Raw genomic sequence first — 18,734 nt, 5'->3', positions numbered from 1 at the left:
TGTGTCGGCCCAGGGCATCACCATCCTGCTGGTGGAACAGAACGCCAAGCTGGCGCTGGAAGCGGCGCATCGCGGCTACGTGATGGAGTCCGGCCTGATCACCATGGAGGGCCAGGCGCAGCAGATGCTGGATGATCCACGGGTCAAGGCGGCTTACCTGGGCGAGGGTTGATCCGGACCAGTCTGTCGCGCCGGTGATACCGATGTCAGCAAAACGCCGCAGCCGCAAGGCCTGCGGCGTTTTTTTCATGCTCCCGGCCGCGTCGCCTGCACAGGCGCGGCCGGCCTGGATGTTGCACTTGATCCGGGATTCTTTGAAAAATTAAAGTTGGTCAATTAATGAAATGCAAAATTAAATATTGGTTATATCACTGAAATACAGAATTAATATTGGTCTTTAGCACATAGAATCCGGTTGCCAAAATCCTTCCCATCCTGAACTCCAGACCATGACTACCGTCGCCTCTGCCGCGCCTGCGGCCACTGCTTCCAGCCTGCCTTTCGGCGCCTTCCACGCCGAGCTGCTGCCCGCTCCCAGCCCCCTGCGCGCCGCCATCACCGCCGCCTACCGTCGCGATGAGCGCGAGGCCGTGCAATGGCTGTTGCAGCAGGTCCAGGGCGACCCGTCCTGGAAGGAGTCGACCCAGCAACTGGCCCGGAAACTGGTGCAGCAGGTGCGCGAGAAGCGCACCCGCTCTTCCGGCGTGGACGCACTGATGCACGAATTCTCGCTGTCCTCGGAAGAAGGCGTGGCGCTGATGTGCCTGGCCGAGGCGCTGCTGCGCATCCCCGATCGCCAGACCGCTGACCGCCTGATCGCCGACAAGATCAGCAAGGGCGACTGGCGCAAGCACCTGGGTGAATCGCCTTCGCTGTTCGTCAATGCCGCCACCTGGGGCCTGCTGATCACTGGCAAGCTGGTGTCCACCAGCAGCGAAAGCGGCCTGACCCAGGCCATCACCCGCCTGATCGGCAAGGGTGGCGAGCCCCTGATCCGCAAGGGCGTGGACCTGGCCATGCGCATGCTGGGCAACCAGTTCGTGACCGGCCAGACCATCGAAGAAGCGCTGGAGAACAGCCGCGACAACGAAAAGCGCGGCTATCGCTACTCCTACGACATGCTGGGTGAAGCGGCCCTGACCATGCACGATGCCGATGCCTACTACCAGTCCTACGAGCAGGCCATCCACGCGATTGGCCGCGCCTCCAACGGCCGTGGCATCAAGGACGGCCCGGGCATCTCGGTCAAGCTGTCGGCCCTGCACCCGCGCTATTCGCGCGCCCAGCACGCCCGCGTGATGGGGGAACTGCTGCCGCGCCTGAAGCAGTTGCTGCTGCTGGCCAAGCAATACGACATCGGCCTGAACATCGACGCCGAAGAGGCTGACCGCCTGGAGCTGTCGCTGGACATGATGGAAGTGCTGGTCGCCGATCCCGACCTGGCCGGCTTCGAGGGCCTGGGCTTCGTGGTGCAGGGTTACCAGAAGCGCTGCCCCTTCGTCATCGACTATCTGGTCGACTTGGCGCGCCGTCACGGCCGTCGCCTGATGATCCGCCTGGTCAAGGGCGCCTACTGGGATAGCGAGATCAAGCGCGCCCAGGTCGATGGCCTGGAAGGCTATCCGGTCTATACCCGCAAGGTGCACACCGATCTCTCCTACCTGACCTGCGCACAGAAGCTGCTGGCCGCGACCGACGTGATCTATCCACAGTTCGCCACGCACAACGCGCTGACCCTGTCGGCCATCTACCACTGGGCCAAACAGCACCAGATCGACAACTACGAATTCCAGTGCCTGCACGGCATGGGCGAGACCCTGTACGACCAGGTGGTCGGTGCCGACAATCTGGGCAAGGCCTGCCGCATCTATGCCCCGGTCGGTTCGCACCAGACCCTGCTGGCCTACCTGGTACGCCGCCTGCTGGAGAACGGCGCCAACTCGTCCTTCGTCAACCAGATCGTCGATGAGGCGGTCTCGCTGGACAGCCTGGTGGCCGACCCCATCGAGACCGTGCGCGCCCAGGGCGGCCTGCCGCACCCGGCCATCGCCGTGCCGCAGCGCCTGTATGGCGAGGAACGCACGAACTCAGCCGGTATCGACCTCTCCAACGAAACGCGCCTGCAACAGCTGGACCAGGCCTTTGCGGACATGGCTGGCCGCCAGTGGCAGGCCGCGCCGCTGGTGGCCGGCGAGATCGCCGCGCAGGCGGCGCAACCCGTGCGCAATCCAGCCGACCATCGCGAAGTGGTGGGGCAGGTGATCGAAGCCACGGTCGCCGATGTCGATACCGCGCTGACCGCCGCCACTGCCTATGCGCCGCAATGGCAATCCACCCCCGCCAGCGAGCGTGCCTCCATGCTGGAACGCGCTGCCGACCTGCTGGAAGCCAACATCGCCGAACTGATGGCCCTGGCCGTGCGCGAAGCCGGCAAGTCCCTGCCCAATGCGATTGCCGAAGTCCGCGAAGCGGTGGACTTCCTGCGCTACTACGCCATCGCTTCGCGCCATGACGGCAACGTCCTGGCCTGGGGGCCGGTGGTGTGCATCAGCCCGTGGAATTTCCCGCTGGCCATCTTCATCGGCGAGGTCAGCGCTGCGCTGGCCGCCGGCAACGTGGTACTGGCCAAGCCGGCCGAGCAGACCGCCCTGATTGCACATCGTGCCGTGCAACTGCTGCACGAGGCCGGTATCCCGCGCGCCGCGCTGCAACTGCTGCCGGGCCGTGGCGAGACCGTGGGCGCAGCCCTGACCTCGGACGTGCGCGTCAAGGGCGTGATCTTCACCGGCTCCACCGAAGTGGCCCAATTGATCAACCGCACCCTGGCCAAGCGCTCGCATGACGATGGTGATGGCAGCGGCGAACACGGCGAAGTCCCGCTGATCGCCGAGACCGGCGGTCAGAACGCGCTCATCGTCGATTCCTCCGCTCTGGCCGAACAGGTGGTGCAGGACGTGCTGTCTTCCGCCTTCGACAGCGCCGGCCAGCGTTGCTCGGCACTGCGCGTGCTGTGCCTGCAGGAAGACATTGCCGACCGCACCCTGGAAATGCTGAAGGGCGCCATGGCCGAGCTGCGCGTGGGCCGTCCGGATCGCCTGTCCACCGACATCGGCCCGGTCATCGATGCCGAAGCCCAGCAGAACCTGCTGGCCCACATCGAACGCATGCGCGGCAGCGCCCGTTCGGTCCACCAGCTGCCGCTGGACCCGGCCTGCCAGCACGGTACCTTCGTGCCGCCGACCGTGATCGAGATCGACGACCTGGCGCAACTGCAGCGCGAAGTCTTCGGCCCCGTGCTGCACGTGCTGCGCTATCGGCGCGATGCCCTGCCGCAGTTGATCGACGCCATCAATGCCACCGGCTACGGCCTGACCTTGGGCGTGCATTCCCGCATCGACGAGACCATCGATTTCGTCGCCCAGCGCGCCCATGTCGGCAACATCTACGTCAACCGCAATATCGTCGGTGCCGTGGTCGGGGTCCAGCCCTTCGGCGGTGAAGGCAAGTCCGGCACCGGTCCCAAGGCCGGTGGCCCGCTCTACCTGAAGCGCCTGCAACGCAATGCGCAGCTGCATGAAGAACTGACCCGTGCCCAGCCCTCGGCGGTCCCCAATGGCTTGCTGGACAGCCTGCTGGACTGGGCTCGTACGCACGGCCATGAACGCCTGGCCGCCAGTGGCGAGCGCTATCACCGCGACAGCCTGCTGCAGCGCAGCCTGGTGCTGCCCGGCCCCACCGGCGAGCGCAATACCCTGGCCTTCGCCCCGCGTGGCCTGGTGCTGTGCGTGGCCGCCAGCGTGGGTACCCTGCTCAACCAGCTGGCCGCCGCCTTCGCCACCGGCAACACCGTGCTGGTCGACCAGGCCACCGCGGCGCTGCTGCCGGCTGGCCTGCCGGCCCCGGTGCGCGGCGCCATCCGTCGTGCCGCCCGCCTTGATGGCGAAGCGCTGCAGGCGGCGTTGGTGGACAGCCACCAGGCCACCGCCTGGCGTGCCAGCCTGGCGCAGCGGGAAGGCGCGCTGGTGCCGCTGATCCTGTGCAGCGAAGACACGGCCATCCCGCTGTGGCGCCTGCTGGCCGAGCGCGCGCTGTGCGTCAACACCACGGCAGCCGGCGGCAACGCCAGCCTGATGACCATCTCGGTGTAATCGCTCCCGCTGTCTGGGACGGGCGCCCCGCCTTGCGGCCCGGGCGCCCGTTTTTCGTGCCGGCGTACAATATCGGCCTCGATGGCGGCCTGCCCGATCGCGTGACTTGCAATCCGGCCGGCCAGCCCCATCTCGACAGGAATGCGGTCATGGCAAGCCCATCCGCTGCTCCCAGGCACATATTGAACAGAGGCAAGCATGGAACAATTTCACGGCACCACCATCCTTTCCGTCCGTCGCGGCAATCAGGTCGCGCTGGGCGGCGACGGCCAGGTGACGCTCGGCAACATCGTCATGAAGGGCAGTGCGCGCAAGGTGCGCAAGCTCTACCACGGCAAGGTCCTGGTCGGTTTCGCCGGCGGCACGGCCGACGCCTTCACCCTGCTGGACCTGTTCGAAGCCAAGCTGGAAAAACACCAGGGCAACCTCATGCGCGCCTCGGTCGAGCTGGCCAAGGACTGGCGTACCGACCGCATGCTGCGCCGCCTGGAAGCGATGCTGCTGTGTGCCGACCGCGACACCACCCTGGTCATCACCGGCAACGGCGATGTGCTGGAACCCAATGACGGCATCGGCGCCATCGGTTCCGGCGGCAGCTACGCGCAATCGGCGGCCAAGGCCCTGTATGAGAACACCGAACTGACGCCGGCCGAGATCGTCAAGAAATCGCTCACCATCGCCGGCGAGCTGTGCATCTACACCAACCTGAACCACATCATCGAGACGCTGGATTAAGGCTGGATTAAACCCCGGCCCCGGTATCACACCGCGCCCGCTCTCCTGATGAACCGTCACAGCGAAAAGATCACCACCATGAACATGACTCCCAAGGAAATCGTCTCCGAACTCGACAAGCACGTCGTCGGCCAGGCCCGCGCCAAGCGCGCGGTGGCCATCGCGCTGCGCAACCGCTGGCGTCGCCAGCAGATCGAGGAGCCGCTGCGCCACGAGATCACGCCCAAGAACATCCTCATGATCGGCCCCACCGGCGTGGGCAAGACCGAGATCGCGCGCCGCCTGGCCAAGCTGGCCGATGCGCCCTTCATCAAGATCGAGGCGACCAAGTTCACCGAGGTCGGTTACGTCGGTCGTGACGTCGATACCATCATTCGCGACCTGGTCGACATCGGCATCAAGCAGACCCGCGAACTGGAAACCCGCAAGGTGCGCACCCGCGCCGAGGATGCCGCCGAAGACCGCATCCTGGACGTGCTGCTGCCGCCGGCACGCGATTTCGGATTCACCTCCGAGAATGGCAGCAGTGGCGAGAAGGACGACAAGAACACCACCCGCCAGACTTTCCGCAAGCGTCTGCGCGAAGGTGCGCTGGATGATCGCGAGATCGAACTGGAACTGAACGATGCTGCGCCCACCATGGAAATCATGGCGCCGCCGGGCATGGAAGAAATGACCGAGCAGATCAAGTCGATGTTCTCGGGTATGGGCAACCAGCGCAAGAAGGCGCGCAAGATCAAGATCAAGGAAGCCATGAAGCTGCTGATCGACGAGGAAGCTGCCAAGCTGGTCAACGATGAAGAGTTGAAGCTGAAGGCCATCACCAACGTCGAGCAGAACGGTATCGTCTTCCTCGACGAGATCGACAAGATCGCCACCCGCTCGCAGAACGGCAATGCCGATGTCTCGCGTGCCGGCGTGCAGCGCGACCTGCTGCCGCTGGTGGAAGGTACCACCGTCAATACCAAGTACGGCATGGTCAAGACCGATCACATCCTCTTCATCGCCTCCGGTGCCTTCCATCTGTCCAAGCCGTCGGACCTGATCCCGGAACTGCAGGGTCGCTTCCCGATCCGGGTGGAGCTGGATTCACTGTCGATCGCCGATTTCGAACGCATCCTGACCGGCACCGATGCCTGCCTGACCAAGCAATACGAAGCCCTGCTGGCCACCGAAGGCGTGAAGATCGAATTTGCCGACAGCGGCATCAAGCGTCTGGCCGAGATTTCGCACACGGTCAATGAAAAGACAGAAAACATCGGTGCCCGACGTCTCTATACGGTGATGGAAAAACTGCTGGAAGAGATTTCCTTCACGGCCGGCGAGGCCGGCGTGGACGGGCTCCTGATCGACGGTGACTATGTCAACGAACGCCTCGGTGAACTCGCGGTGGACGAAGACATGTCGCGCTACGTCCTGTAGAAATTGGATAAAAAGCGCGGGAGATTGCGATGGCCAACAAGACCTTGGGAACACGGCAGAAACTAAGTTTTCGGGTCGAGCCGTCGCAGTCCCGCCCGCGCAATCCGGTCGCCTTGGCAGCCCAGCAGCGCGCCGGTGGTGCGGGTCCGCATCGCAAGAATGCATCGGCGCAGCGGCAGCAGTTGAAGGCCGAACTGCAGAGCAAACTGGGCGGTAGTGACAAGGATTGACCAGCACTGCAGGGCTGCAGGGAAGATGTATCAAAATGTTAGATTTTGATGAAAGCGCCGGTAGAAATGCCGGCGCTTTTTTCATTGGCGCGGGGCGCTTGCAGATGAGAAGCAGCCGCGCAACGCCAGATGAGGCGATAAAAAAATACAACAATTGCCATTTCAATCTTTCGCTCCCGTCTAAAAAATGACTTGTATCGACCAAGGTGCAGTCACGCGCGACGAGAAGCATTAATGTCTGTCCATCCGACTGCAAGTGCGGATCCTCAAGACTATTTTTAGAGAAGGACGTCACATGAAAAAATCTCTGCTGGCACTCGCCGTTCTGGGCGCGTTCGCAGGCGCAGCACATGCGCAAAGCTCCGTCACGATCTACGGTATCGTCGATACCGGTGTTGTCTACCAAAGCAAGGTTGCCACCGCCAACGGCGGCACCGGCTCCAAGTTCGGCCTGAACTCGGGCATCATCCAGGGTTCGCGTATCGGTTTCAAGGGCGCTGAAGATCTGGGTGGCGGCCTGTCCGCAGTCTTCAACCTGGAAGCCGGCTTCTCCAACGACACCGGCGGCCTGCAAGGTTCCGACGCCACCACCGGTTCCAACCTGTTCCGCCGCAAGTCGGTGGTCGGTCTGGCCGGTAACTTCGGTACCGTCCTGCTGGGTCGTCAAACCGACTTTGCTGACACCATCTCGGCTTACACCGCCGTGCAAGACTTCGGTGGCTGGGTCAACAACTCCGGTTCCGGTCTGGATCGCCTGCAAGGCACCCGTACCAACAACTCGATCAGCTACACCACGACCAACCTGAGCGGCTTCACCGGTAACCTGATGTATGGCTTCGGTGAAACCGCTGGTCAGACCTCGGCCGGTCAATCGTTCGGCATCGGCGGCAAGTACGACAACGGTCCGCTGGGTCTGGGCATCAACTACTACCAGTCCAAGGCTGGTGCGACCCCGTCTGACGTCTCGCTGATCCCGGCAACCTCGACCACCGCCAGCGTCAACACCCTGTCGGCCAACGCTGGCAGCTCCGCTCAGAAGGTCCTGAACGTGGCAGCGTCCTACCAGTTCGGTCCGGCTCGTGTGTACGGTAACTACTCGCGCGTGAAGCAAGACCTGAACACCCAGGCCAACCTCACCGCCATCGGCGTGGGCTCGCTGACCACCGTGACCAACCGTACGCTGGCCCGTTCCAACAAGGCTGACATCTACGAAATCGGTACTGCTTATTCCCTGACCCCGTCCCTCAAGCTGCTGGCGGCCGTGGACCACACCCGTGCCAACTTCGACGGCGTGGATAACAAGGCCAAGCTGACCCAGGTCAGCCTGGGTACCGACTACTGGCTGTCCAAGCGCACCGACCTGTACGCCTTCCTGGCTTACACCAAGGCTAGCGATCTGGTCAATCCGGGCGTCTCCGACAGCACCGGTAACGATGGCAATCAGGGCGCCGTCGCCGTGGGTATCCGTCACAAGTTCTGATGTGACTTGACGCAGGACGTCGTCCCTGACGACGTTGGCATGAAGGCGCCGCATGAGGTTCATGCGGCGCCTTTTTTCATGCGCTGACGGCGGCCGGTATTTTGTTAGTTTTTTGTTTCTGTTTCTTACTTTTTGCAACAATCTCCGCAAGCACGAGAAACGCTGATGTTTCCCTCGCATACGGCTCGGCTTCGTGATCGCTGCCAGGGCCAGCAGGCCTCGGAGAGCTCGTTTTTTTGCTCTGCAAAACACTCGCTTTCAAAGTAGTAAAACCTGACGGAATCCTGACTGGTGGCCGATCTTGATGACTGTAAAGAAAGCGTAATAGGCTTCCTCGTTGCGCACTTTTGCGCGTCGCACTGCTCTAATATTCACCCTACATTTGGATGCCTGCAGGAATCATTGCTCCTTGGCTGATTCTGGTTGGGCGTTGTCCTTCACGCTCTGATCACGGCATCCATTTCTAAGTTTTTGATGCATACGGAACCGACACAGCCTGCTGCGCCGGAGGGGATCTCTTTTTCCCGAGATTTTGTTTGCAGTCGCAAGCGCAACAGAAAGGAAGCAACATGGCCACAAGAGAAGAGCTGGCAGTCATCAAGGCCGCCCGTGCCGGTGAGTCGCGCGCACAACTGGCCCTCGGCCGACGCTATCTCAACGGCGGCAGCGGCCTGCCGCGCAGCAAGGGCACCGCGTTCTATTGGTTGCGTCGCGCCGCGCAGCAAGGCGTGGACGATGCCTGGATGATCATCGGTCGCAACATCACCTACGAACAAGTCAAGGATCTGTCGCCGCCCCGCGAAGCCGCGGTCTGGTATGAAAAGGCGTTTGAGGCGGGCGTGCCGCAGGCCGGCCTGATCTTCGCCCGCCTGGTGCTGGAGCACACCGGTCAGTTCGACAGCAATGCCCATGCGCGGGCCATCGCCGCGCTGTCGCTGCTGGCCAGTCGCGATGATCATCAGGCGCAGTGGCTGCTGGCCCAGCAGATGCAGCGTCATGGTCAGCCGGTGGTGCCGGGCGCCGCTTCCTCGGCGGTGGAAGAACGCCTGATGCAGGAAGCGGCACGTGCCGGCATCGAGCAGGCGCAGTACGCCCTGCTCGACAAGGCCTGGCAACAGGATCAGGGTCAGACCTTCGCCCGCGGCGCACAGCCTTTGGTGGAGCGGCTGCTGGAACGCAACGGCGCGGCGCTGGGGCAACTGGAGAAGGATGCCGATGCCGCCGGCCTGGTGCAGCTCAATCGTGATGAAGCCACCCTGCTGTTGCGCTATGGTCAATGGCTGGCGCGGGCGGCGCAACCCGATCTGCCGGAACTGATGCGACTGTTCGAGCTGGCGGCGCTGGCCGGCGAGGTCGAGGCGCGCCTGGAACTGGGCCTGCTGTGCGCCAAGATCGACCGCCAGGGTCAGCGCGTCTTCATGGACCAGGGTCTGGCCAATTTCAAGAAGGCGCTGCACTGGCTGGTGCTGGCCGGCGAGGGGGGCTGTGCGCCCGCCTGGCATGCGCTGGCGCGCATCTATTCACGCTCCATCTATTCGCAGCGCAACCTGCAGGTGGCGCAGCAATATCTGGAAAAGGCGGCCGAGGCCGGACTGGTCGAGGCCCAGGTCGAACTGGCGCACATCCTGTGGCGTAACCGCCGTGACGATCCGTTGCACGACGTCAAGGCGCTGTACTGGTGGCAGCAGGCAGCCGCCCGCGCCGATGCGGATGCCCGGTCGGCGCTGTGTGCGTTCCAGGCCGCCGAGGATGCCCAGGACTGGGCCGTGCAGGCGCGCGCGCAGCTCACCGACAAGCTGCGCAACAGCAATCCCTTCCTCAGTGCGCGCATCGAACTGGCCGCCATGTTCGGCCTGAGCAAGCCGGAAGCCTTGCTGATCGATATCAAGCAGGCCGACTACGGCCACTGCCTGGTGGTCGATATCTGCGCCCATCATGCCCGCAGCAAACGCCGCCTGATCGCAGTGCACAGTGAGGCCCAGCGTGCCGCGATCAACCGCGTCAGTCGCCTGTTCGGCGACGTCGATTGCGGGTTCAGCGGTCCGGAGGGGAATTACCGCCAGCGCCAATACCGCCTGCGTACCGCCTTCCCGGACGCTGTCTGAGGGCGGCGGGCCGCCGCTTACATGTGGTAGCGCAGGGTCAGCGCCACATTGCGCGGCGCGCCCGGCAGGCTCAGGTTGGGGCTGCTGCCGTGACCGGAAACGATGTAGCCGGTATTGAAGATATTGCCGACGTTCAGTTGCAGTTCATAGCGCGCGGTGCGATAGGCTGCCATGGCATCGGCGGTCACGTAGCCGGGCAGGGTGACGGTATTGCCGGGGTTGGCGAAGCGCGCCGCCACGGCATTGGCGCCACCGCCGATGACGAAGCCTTCGCCCAGTTCCTTGGTCAGCCACAGGTTGGCGCTGTGACGCGGGGTCAGGGTGGCGTTCTTGCCCTGGAAGGGGACATTGCCAGCCGCCGTCACGCTGCCGTCGAAGGACGAGGATTTGGTGATCACCGCATTCAGATAGGCGTAGCCGGCCAGTACTTTCCAGCCCTGTTTGAGATCGGCGCTGAAGGTGAATTCGGCACCGTCGGTGCGCTGCTTGCCGACCGGCACGATGGTATTGTTGGGCAGCGTGGACTTGATGTTGTCGCGCTCCAGGCGGAACGCCGACACGGTAGCGCTGGCACGGCCTTCCCAGAAGTCATACTTGGCGCCGACTTCGGTGTTGCGCGTGCTTTCCGGTGCCAGGTTGGCATTGTTGGCGGCCAGCGCGAAGTTCTCGCCGGAGGGCTGGAAGGAACGGCTCCATGAGACATAGTAGGACTGCGTTTCACTGGGCTGCCAGACCAGTCCCGCGCGCGGGCTGTAGGCGGTGTCGGTGCGCGACAGGTTGCTCGGCACACCGGTCGCCGAGACCAGCCGTGCCTGCTGGCGGAAGCTGTCGTGGCGCAGGCCCACCAGGGCTTTCCACTGCGGGTTCAGGGTGATGCTGTCCTGCAGGTAGGCAGCCAGGGTGTCGTAGGTGCCATAGGTCAGCGCGGGTGCGGCCACCCGATCCGGATTGACCAGCGGCAGCACCGGATTGAAGATCGAGACCGGTGCGACGCCCGAGTTGCCCCCGGCCACGGCCACCCCGCCGTAGGTAGCGGCATCCTTGCTTTGGCTGCCCACTTCCACCCCATACAGGATTTCATGCCGGGTCGGGCCCAGTGTCAGCTTCTGGGTCAGCTCGCTCTGGTTGAACCAGCCGTTCTCATCGCGCACCAGCCGGGCATGGTTCAGGGCCATGGTGGCGTTGACTTCGTTGACGTTGCCGTTGATGTTGGTGTTGTTGCGGTTGAGGTGATAGTCGTAGTAGCGCAGGCCGTTGCGGAACGAGAATTCCTCGTTGAAGCGATGCGTGAAGGTGGCGGTGGTCGAGGCCACGCGCGATTGCACGAAGTCGGCGTCGCGCGCGTTGCGGGCGCCGAAGTAGGTGCCGGGGTCGACCGCCACCGGACGGCCGCGATAGGACGGGATGCCGAAGTCCATCACGCGCCGGTCTTCCAGGTAATCGGCCTGCAGCAGCAGCTTGGTATCGGCCGAAAAGCGCAGGGCCAGCGAGGGGGCGATGGCCTTGCGGTCGATGAATTGCTGGGCGCGGTAGCTGTCGCCCCGTTCCACGGCGCCGGTCAGGCGCCAGGACAGTACGCCCTCGCCGGCGCTGCGTCCCAGGTCCAGCTCGGCGCGGCGTCCGGCATTGCTGTTGGCGGTGATGCCGATATCACTGACGTCCACGCCCGGCTTCTTGGTCACGCGGTTGATCAGGCCGCCGGAGGAGCCACGGCCGTACAGCACGGCGGCCGGTCCCTTGATCACTTCCACATTCTCTACGTTGGACAGGTCGCGGAAATACAGGGCATCGTCGCGGAAGCCGTCGACGAACTGGTCGCCGATGGCGGTAAAACCGCGGATGAACACCTGGTCGCGCTGGCCATCGCCGGTGGACAGCCCCAGTCCCGGCACGTTCTTCAGGACATCCTGCAGCGAGGCCGCATTCTGGTCACGGATCACCTGGGCCGGCACCACGTTGATGGTCTGCGGCACATCGCGCAGCGGTGCCTCGCTCTTGGTGCCGCTGACCGCGGTGGGTGCCACGTAACCATCGTTGGCGCGGGCGCCGCTGACTTCGACGGTGGGCAGGGCAGGGGACTGCTGGGCATGGGCCAGCGAGGTCAGCGAGCAGGTGGCCAGGACGGCCAGGTGCAGGGGATGCAGGCGGGGCTTCATGTCTTTCTTCACGATTTGAATGATTAATACGAATAATTATTATTCGTATTAAATTGCAAATGTAAGAAGTTGTAAACAGGAAGCTGTCGATGCGTGCGTCTGTCCCACGGCATGGGAGGCGTACGGGCGCGCACCGCCCCCCGGCGGCCGGTGCCCGGTGTCAGGAACCAAGACAGGACAAGGAGGGGCGCAGAAAGCGGGTTTTCAGTGCAGGTGGAGGGCGTGTTCGCCGTCGGCACCGCCGTCCGGCCCGGCCTGGCCGAAGGAATACAGGTCGTAGCTGGTGCCGTCTTCGTCGGACTCGTACTGGTAGGAATTGCCCCAGGGGTCGCGCGGCAGGCGATCGACATAGCCGCCGATGGACCAGTTGTTCGGCACCGGTGCGCGTACCGGCCTGATCACCAGCGCCAGCAAGCCCTGCTGGGAAGTAGGGTAGCGGCCATTGTCCTGGCGGTAGCGGTCCAGGCCGCTGGCGATGGCCTGCATGTCCTTTTCGGCTGCCAGCGCCTGCGGGCTGTGGTCGTGGTTCAGGCGCGCCACCAGGGGGGGCAGCGCCAGGGCGGCGGCGACCGCCAGTACGGTCAATACCAGGATCCAGCGCAGGCGCGCCAGGCCGCGCTGCAGGAACAGGAAGGCAGGATGGTGCCGCGAGGGCAGGGAAGAACGGCGCATGAAAGCTGCTGGCTTGGTCTAGTGGACGGTTGGAATCCGGTGTCGCGCCAGGACGGGCATGGCGCCGCCGTCACGGGCGACGCATGCCACCCATGGGCGGCCGGTCAGGGACTCAGGGCTGCAGGGTCACCGGCACGCCGGCCTGCTTGCTGACCACCTCTGACAAGGTGGCGTAAAGCTCGCTGCCGTCTCGGGTATTGAGCCAGTGCTGCCCGTCGAATTTGTAGTGGAAGCCACCGGAACGGGCGGCCAGCCACATTTCCTGCATCGGGGCCTGGCTGTTGATGATGATTTTGGAGCCGTTGTCCACACACTCGATTTCCAGCACGTTGCCACTGCGGCTGCATTCCACGTCCAGCTCGCTGGCGTCGCAGGCGTCTTCCAGCGCCGTCTCGATGGCGTTGAGGGTGGCGTCAGCCAGGTCCAGGAATTCCGATTCGGTCATGCTACACTCCAAGGCATTCTAAGATTTCGATGTAATCCGACATTTTATCGTGAAGTCACACTATTCTCCCGCCCGTCGCGCAGCTTTCCTGGCCTCGTCTGCCGCCTGCGCCGCCGCCCTGATGCTGGCCGGCTGTGGCCAGAAGGGGCCGTTGTACATGCCCAAGGTGCCGCCCGACCCGTTTGCGCATACCCAGCCCAAACCGGTCGCGCCGCAGCCGCAGGCCGGCAGCGGTGCGCGCCAGGAGGGTGATGCGACCCCGGCGGCCGGCGCTGCCACGAAATAGCGCAGGCAGGCCGAGCGGTCGTATCGCCCCGGCCTGCACCATGCTCGCTGCATAGCGGCGCCTGGCCCCTTCCGCAGGGCTCGCGCCGGATTCCAACAGTTCAGACTTTCCGGATATCCATGTCCCATTTTTCCTATCGCGATGGCGCCCTGCACACCGAACAGGTGTCGCTGCAGGCACTGGCCGAGCAGTTCGGTACGCCTCTCTATGTCTATTCCAAGGCCGCCCTGGTCGAGAATTTCTCGGCCTATGCCGATGCCTGCCGCCAGGCCGGACGTGCCGACGCCGGCCAAGGCGGAGCGCTGGTGTGCTACTCGGTCAAGTCCAATTCCAACCTGGCGGTGTTGAACCTGCTGGGCCGGCTCGGCTCGGGTTTCGACATCGTCTCCGGCGGTGAACTGCTGCGCGTGGTGGCTGCCGGTGGCGATGCCCGCAAGGTGATCTTCTCGGGCGTGGGCAAGGGCCGCGACGAGATGAAGCTGGCGCTGGAACATGACATCCTCTGCTTCAACGTCGAATCCATCCCCGAGGTGGCGCGCCTGAACGAAGTGGCCGGCGCCCTGGGCAAGCGCGCCCGCATCTCGCTGCGGGTCAATCCCAATGTGGATGCCAAGACTCATCCCTACATCTCCACCGGCCTGAAGGAAAACAAGTTCGGCGTGGCCTACGAGGATGCGCTGAACTGTTACCGTGCCGCCGCCGCCCTGCCCAATATCGAGGTGGTCGGCATCGATTGTCACATCGGTTCGCAATTGCTGGACGACTCGCCCCTGCTGGAAGCGCTGGACAAGATCATCGACATGGTCGATGCGCTGGAAGCCGAAGGCATCGCCATCCACCATCTCGACATCGGCGGCGGCATCGGTATCCGCTATGACGACGAGCAGCCGGTGGCCGTCGGCGACTACCTGGCGCGCGTGTTCGCCCGGGTGGATGCCTGGCGTCAGAAGAAGTACGCCGGCCGGCCGATCCAGGTCCTGTTCGAACCCGGGCGCTCGGTGGTGGGCAATGCCGGCCTGTTGCTGACCGAAGTGCAATACCTCAAGCATGGCGAAGGCAAGAATTTCGCGGTGGTCGACGCCGCCATGAACGATCTGATGCGTCCGGCCATGTATGAAGCCTGGCACGGCGTGAAGACGGTCAAGGAAAACGCCGGCCAGGCGCGCATCTACGACGTGGTCGGCCCGGTCTGCGAATCCGGCGACTGGCTGGCCCGCGCCCGCGAGCTGGCCCTCGCCGAAGGCGATCTGCTGGCCCTGATGTCGGCCGGCGCCTATGGCATGACCATGGCCTCCAACTACAACACCCGCGGTCGCGCCGCCGAAGTGCTGGTCGATGGCGAGCGGGTCCACCTGGTGCGCCAGCGTGAAAAGCCGGCCGATCTGTTTGCCCTGGAAAAGATCGTCGACTGAGATTGTCATTGCCAGTCCGACCAACGGCAGCCCCGGCAACGCGGCTGCCGTTTGTTTTTCAACAGCGTTTCTTGATCGGCCGGCAACACGCGCCGGTGCTGGGCTGCAGATATTTTTTGCAGAGCCGCATTTTTGTTTTGCCTTTCAGAAATTTGGGAGCAAAATAGCCGTCCGTCCATATTACAAACGATGCATACGAACAGGCCTGAGGCGCGAGCTTGACCGTGCCGCCGGAGACCAGGCGCAAACAGGGACGACAGGGAGAACACCATGCCACCGGGACGGTGGTCGGTAGCGCAACACAGGGGAATTCCATGCAAGTCCTGGAACGCACAGAGGGAGATCGCGACAAGCGGGCGCAGCCTGATGGCGCCGCGGGCGGCGGCGCCCATCCACAGTCCATGCCGGGCGCCGCCAGCGCCGAGGATCTCGAAGTCCGCGCCTCGCACCTCACCGCCGCAGCCGTTGCCGCCGCCGCAGTGACGGCCGCCGTGGCCACCGCCGGCGATGCGCCGCAGGAGCCGGTGCCCTCGCCCGCGCAGGCGCGGCCCGAAGCCGCCGCGCGCCCGGTCCCACGCAATCCGCACCAGGACCCTCAGGTCCGCGCCTCCACCCGCGGCGCCCTGCTGGTCTCGCTGTTGACACTGGCCATCATCGGCCTGGCCCTGTGGCTGGGGGCGCAATGGCCGCAACGTTCGCTCAAGCCCATGCTGCCGCAATTGCCTGGCCTGTCCCGCGCCGCCCCGGCGACTGCGGCGCCACCGACCGTGGCCGAGGACAGCCCCCCCCCGGCCACCCTGGAAGCTCCCGGCCCGGATGCCATCGCCCAACTGCAGGAGGAGGCCGACGACAAGGCGCGCCAGCTGGCGCAGCGACGTGCGGCCGCCGAGGCCCGCCACCGCCGCGAAGATGCCGCCCTGGCCCTGCGCGAGCAGCGGCGGCGCGAGGCCGAGGCCCAACTGGCCGCAGCCCGGGCCCAGGCCGAACGTGCCCAGGCCGCGCAAAGCCTGCCGCAGGCCCCGGTCAAGCCGGCCGCGCCTTCCCTGACCGACCAGGTCCGCCAGTGCAGCGCGCTGTCGCTGTTCGCCCGCGAACGCTGCCTGTGGAAGCTGTGCGACGGTCAATGGGGCAAGAACGGCTGCCCTTCCTACGAGCACAGCAGCGAAGGCGCCTGAGCGGCCCTCCTGACACGCCTTATCCCTCGCCCACGCCCCTCTTCCGTCTGACCGCTCCTGCCTCCGCGCCATCGCGCGGCGGCCGGGCGGGAGCAATTCTTGCTTGCTTCAGCAATGACAGCGCATGTGGGCGGGACCGGCTGTGGCCCGCCTGCGACAGATGAAAAGTCTTGTCGCAAGCGGCTTTGCGAACGGTTTTTGCTGCCGGGTTGCCGCTATAATGCGCGTTTTTCTTACCCCCGCTGCAAGGAAAAAGGCATGAATGCACTGCTCTGGTTCGTCGTCCTCTATTGGGTCATCTCGGTGGCCATCGGCCTGTATGCCACCCGATACGTCAAGAGTTCGAAGGACTACGCCGTCGCCGGCCGCTCGCTGCCGATGTCGGTGGTGACCGCGACCGTGTTCGCGACCTGGTTCGGTTCGGAGGCAGTGCTGGGCGTGTCCTCCACCTTCCTCAAGGAGGGCCTGGGCGGCATCGTGGCCGACCCCTTCGGTTCCTCGCTGTGCCTGATCCTGGTCGGCCTGTTCTTCGCCAAGCGCCTGTACCGGATGAACCTGCTGACCATCGGCGACTACTACAAGAAGCGCTTCGGCCGCGCCGCCGAGATGCTGGTGACGATCTGTATCGTGATCTCCTACCTGGGCTGGGTGGCGGCGCAGATCAAGGCCCTGGGCCTGGTCTTCAACGTCGTCTCGGGCGGCTACATCCCGATGCACTGGGGCATGATCATCGGCGCCGGCAGCGTGCTGATCTACACCCTCATGGGGGGCATGTGGGCCGTGGCCATCACCGACTTCCTGCAGATGATCATCGTGGTGGTCGGCATGCTCTACATCGGCTTCGAGGTTTCCGGCATGGTCGGCGGCCCGGGCGTGGTGATCGCCCACGCCGCCGAGGCCGGCAAGTTCAACTTCTGGCCTTCGGCCGAACTCAAGGACGTGCTGTGGTTCTTCGCCGCCTGGATCACCATGATGCTGGGTTCGATCCCGCAGCAGGACGTGTTCCAGCGCGTGATGTCGTCCAAGAACGAGAACGTGGCCCGCAATGCCTCCATCCTGGGCGGCGTGATCTATTTCTTCTTCGTCTTCATCCCCATCTTCCTGGCCTACTCGGCCACGCTGATCGACCCCGCCATGGTGTCGCGCCTGCTGGAGACCGATTCCCAGCTGGTCTTGCCGACCCTGATCATGGAAAAGATGCCGGTGTTCGCCCAGGTGATGTTCTTCGGCGCCCTGTTGTCGGCCATCAAGAGCTGCGCCAGCGCGACCCTGCTGGCCCCTTCGGTGACCTTTACCGAGAACGTGCTCAAGGAAATCCGTCCCTGGAAGAACGATCGTGAATTCCTCTTCACCATGCGCGCCGTGGTGCTGGTCTTCACCGTCGGCGTCACCGCGCTGGCCCTGAACAGCCAGTCCAGCATCTATGAAATGGTCGAGAACGCCTACAAGGTCACGCTGGTGGCCGCCTTCGTCCCGCTGGCCTTCGGCGTCTACTGGCAGCGCGCCACCCGCCAGGGCGCGCTGATGGCCATGGTGCTGGGCCTGCTGTCCTGGATCACGCTGGAATACACCGCCCCCGAAGGCCTGTGGCCGCCACAACTGGCCGGCCTGCTGTTCTCCATCGGCGGGATGGTAGTCGGATCGCTCATGCCCCAGGTGCTGGCACCGGTCGCCCCCATCGTGGCGGCGCCGGCCGAGGGAACGGTCCAGTCCTGACCCCTTCTTGCCCGCCTGAAACGGTCGCCCGGTCTTGCCGCGCGGCCGTTTCTCTTTTTGCGGTAGCGCCAAGAACTGCTGCCGTCAGCGCTGTCAAAGCTAGGCCACTGTCGGGCTTTTCAAACTTATTCGATGTCAAAGTCGCAATAATTCGAGAAGTTCTCGGAACTTATTTGCTTTCCATCAACCTGAAATGACATGACTGAGCAAACTCGCCCCTACGATTTTGCTGCCGATGCATTATTTCTGGACTTCGACGGCACCCTGGTCGAACTGGCGCCACAACCCGAAGAGATCGTGGTGCCGCCAGAACTGATCACGCTGTTGCAGCGATTACAACAAGAATCGGACGGCGCGCTGGCCATCGTCAGCGGCCGCCCCCTGGACCAACTCGATTTCTTCCTGGCACCGCTGCGCCTGCCGGCGGCCGGTGTGCACGGGGCCGAACGGCGTACCGCCGACGGCCGCATCATCCAGCAGCCGGTCCCGGACGTCCATCATCTGCGCCAGCGCCTGCTGCCGCTGGTGCAGTCCAACCCCGGCCTACAGCTGGAGCTCAAGCGCGGTGCCCTGGCGCTGCACTACCGGCATGCCGCCCACCTGGAGCAGCGCTGCGTGGAAACCATGATGGACGCCCTGCGCCACGAGCCCGGCTTTTCCATGCTGCACGGCAAGATGGTGGTGGAAGCCAAGCCGCACATCAACAAGGGCGATGCGGTGGCGGCGTTTCTTCATGAAGCGCCGTTCCGCGG

Annotated in this window: 15 protein-coding genes and 1 pseudogene; 13 read left to right on the top strand and 3 right to left on the bottom strand. The window is 64.3% G+C overall.

Annotated elements, in window-relative coordinates:
- The 8 genes and pseudogenes from VE092_RS05610 to VE092_RS05575 all read left to right on the top strand — a co-directional run.
- Positions 1-172, top strand: a pseudogene (locus VE092_RS05610) (ABC transporter ATP-binding protein); the annotation flags it as partial.
- A gap of 277 nt (positions 173-449) precedes the next feature.
- Positions 450-4,148 (top strand): trifunctional transcriptional regulator/proline dehydrogenase/L-glutamate gamma-semialdehyde dehydrogenase, encoded by a 3,699-nt coding sequence (gene putA, locus VE092_RS05605; RefSeq protein WP_324874665.1) that lies wholly within the window; start codon positions 450-452, stop codon positions 4,146-4,148.
- Positions 4,149-4,346: 198 nt separating this feature from the next.
- Positions 4,347-4,883, top strand: a complete 537-nt coding sequence (gene hslV, locus VE092_RS05600; RefSeq protein ID WP_006464149.1) for an ATP-dependent protease subunit HslV — start codon at positions 4,347-4,349, stop codon at positions 4,881-4,883.
- 78 nt (positions 4,884-4,961) lie between these two features.
- Positions 4,962-6,305, top strand: coding sequence for an ATP-dependent protease ATPase subunit HslU (hslU, locus tag VE092_RS05595; protein ID WP_324874667.1), 1,344 nt, complete (start codon positions 4,962-4,964; stop codon positions 6,303-6,305).
- Positions 6,306-6,334: 29 nt separating this feature from the next.
- A complete protein-coding gene (locus tag VE092_RS05590) occupies positions 6,335-6,535 on the top strand; it encodes a hypothetical protein (RefSeq protein ID WP_324874662.1) in 201 nt (66 codons plus the stop codon).
- A gap of 35 nt (positions 6,536-6,570) precedes the next feature.
- Positions 6,571-6,726, top strand: a complete 156-nt coding sequence (locus VE092_RS05585; protein ID WP_324874660.1) for a hypothetical protein — start codon at positions 6,571-6,573, stop codon at positions 6,724-6,726.
- Positions 6,727-6,830: 104 nt separating this feature from the next.
- Complete coding sequence (locus VE092_RS05580; RefSeq protein WP_324874657.1) at positions 6,831-8,015, top strand: porin; 1,185 nt, start codon at positions 6,831-6,833, stop codon at positions 8,013-8,015.
- Between the two features lie 569 nt (positions 8,016-8,584).
- A complete protein-coding gene (locus VE092_RS05575) occupies positions 8,585-10,120 on the top strand; it encodes a hypothetical protein (protein WP_324874655.1) in 1,536 nt (511 codons plus the stop codon).
- Between the two features lie 17 nt (positions 10,121-10,137).
- Here VE092_RS05575 and VE092_RS05570 read toward each other — a convergent pair whose 3' ends face one another.
- From VE092_RS05570 to cyaY, 3 genes are all read right to left on the bottom strand, one after another.
- Positions 10,138-12,276: a TonB-dependent siderophore receptor gene (locus VE092_RS05570; RefSeq protein ID WP_324874653.1), complete on the bottom strand. Its 2,139-nt coding sequence runs from the start codon at positions 12,274-12,276 to the stop codon at positions 10,138-10,140.
- 204 nt (positions 12,277-12,480) lie between these two features.
- Positions 12,481-12,948: a type II secretion system major pseudopilin GspG gene (gene gspG / locus VE092_RS05565; RefSeq protein ID WP_324874651.1), complete on the bottom strand. Its 468-nt coding sequence runs from the start codon at positions 12,946-12,948 to the stop codon at positions 12,481-12,483.
- Between the two features lie 112 nt (positions 12,949-13,060).
- On the bottom strand, positions 13,061-13,393 hold the full coding sequence (gene cyaY, locus VE092_RS05560) for an iron donor protein CyaY (RefSeq protein ID WP_324874649.1): 333 nt from the start codon (positions 13,391-13,393) through the stop codon (positions 13,061-13,063).
- 49 nt (positions 13,394-13,442) lie between these two features.
- Here cyaY and lptM point away from each other — a divergent pair, with 49 nt between their 5' ends.
- The 5 genes from lptM to otsB all read left to right on the top strand — a co-directional run.
- Complete coding sequence (lptM, locus tag VE092_RS05555) at positions 13,443-13,679, top strand: LPS translocon maturation chaperone LptM (protein ID WP_324874647.1); 237 nt, start codon at positions 13,443-13,445, stop codon at positions 13,677-13,679.
- Positions 13,680-13,798: 119 nt separating this feature from the next.
- Positions 13,799-15,091: a diaminopimelate decarboxylase gene (gene lysA / locus VE092_RS05550; RefSeq protein ID WP_324874645.1), complete on the top strand. Its 1,293-nt coding sequence runs from the start codon at positions 13,799-13,801 to the stop codon at positions 15,089-15,091.
- A gap of 314 nt (positions 15,092-15,405) precedes the next feature.
- Positions 15,406-16,266 (top strand): phage tail protein, encoded by an 861-nt coding sequence (locus VE092_RS05545; protein ID WP_324874643.1) that lies wholly within the window; start codon positions 15,406-15,408, stop codon positions 16,264-16,266.
- Positions 16,267-16,524: 258 nt separating this feature from the next.
- Positions 16,525-17,982, top strand: coding sequence for a sodium:solute symporter family protein (locus VE092_RS05540; protein WP_324874641.1), 1,458 nt, complete (start codon positions 16,525-16,527; stop codon positions 17,980-17,982).
- 198 nt (positions 17,983-18,180) lie between these two features.
- Positions 18,181-18,734 (top strand): trehalose-phosphatase (gene otsB / locus VE092_RS05535; RefSeq protein ID WP_324874639.1); only part of this gene is annotated, 554 nt, incomplete at its 3' end.

Source organism: Herbaspirillum sp. (assembly GCF_035644555.1).
In the GTDB taxonomy this organism is placed as follows: domain Bacteria; phylum Pseudomonadota; class Gammaproteobacteria; order Burkholderiales; family Burkholderiaceae_D; genus Herbaspirillum.
Note: the sequence above shows the minus strand (reverse complement) of the source record. Positions and strands in the feature narration are given on the sequence as shown.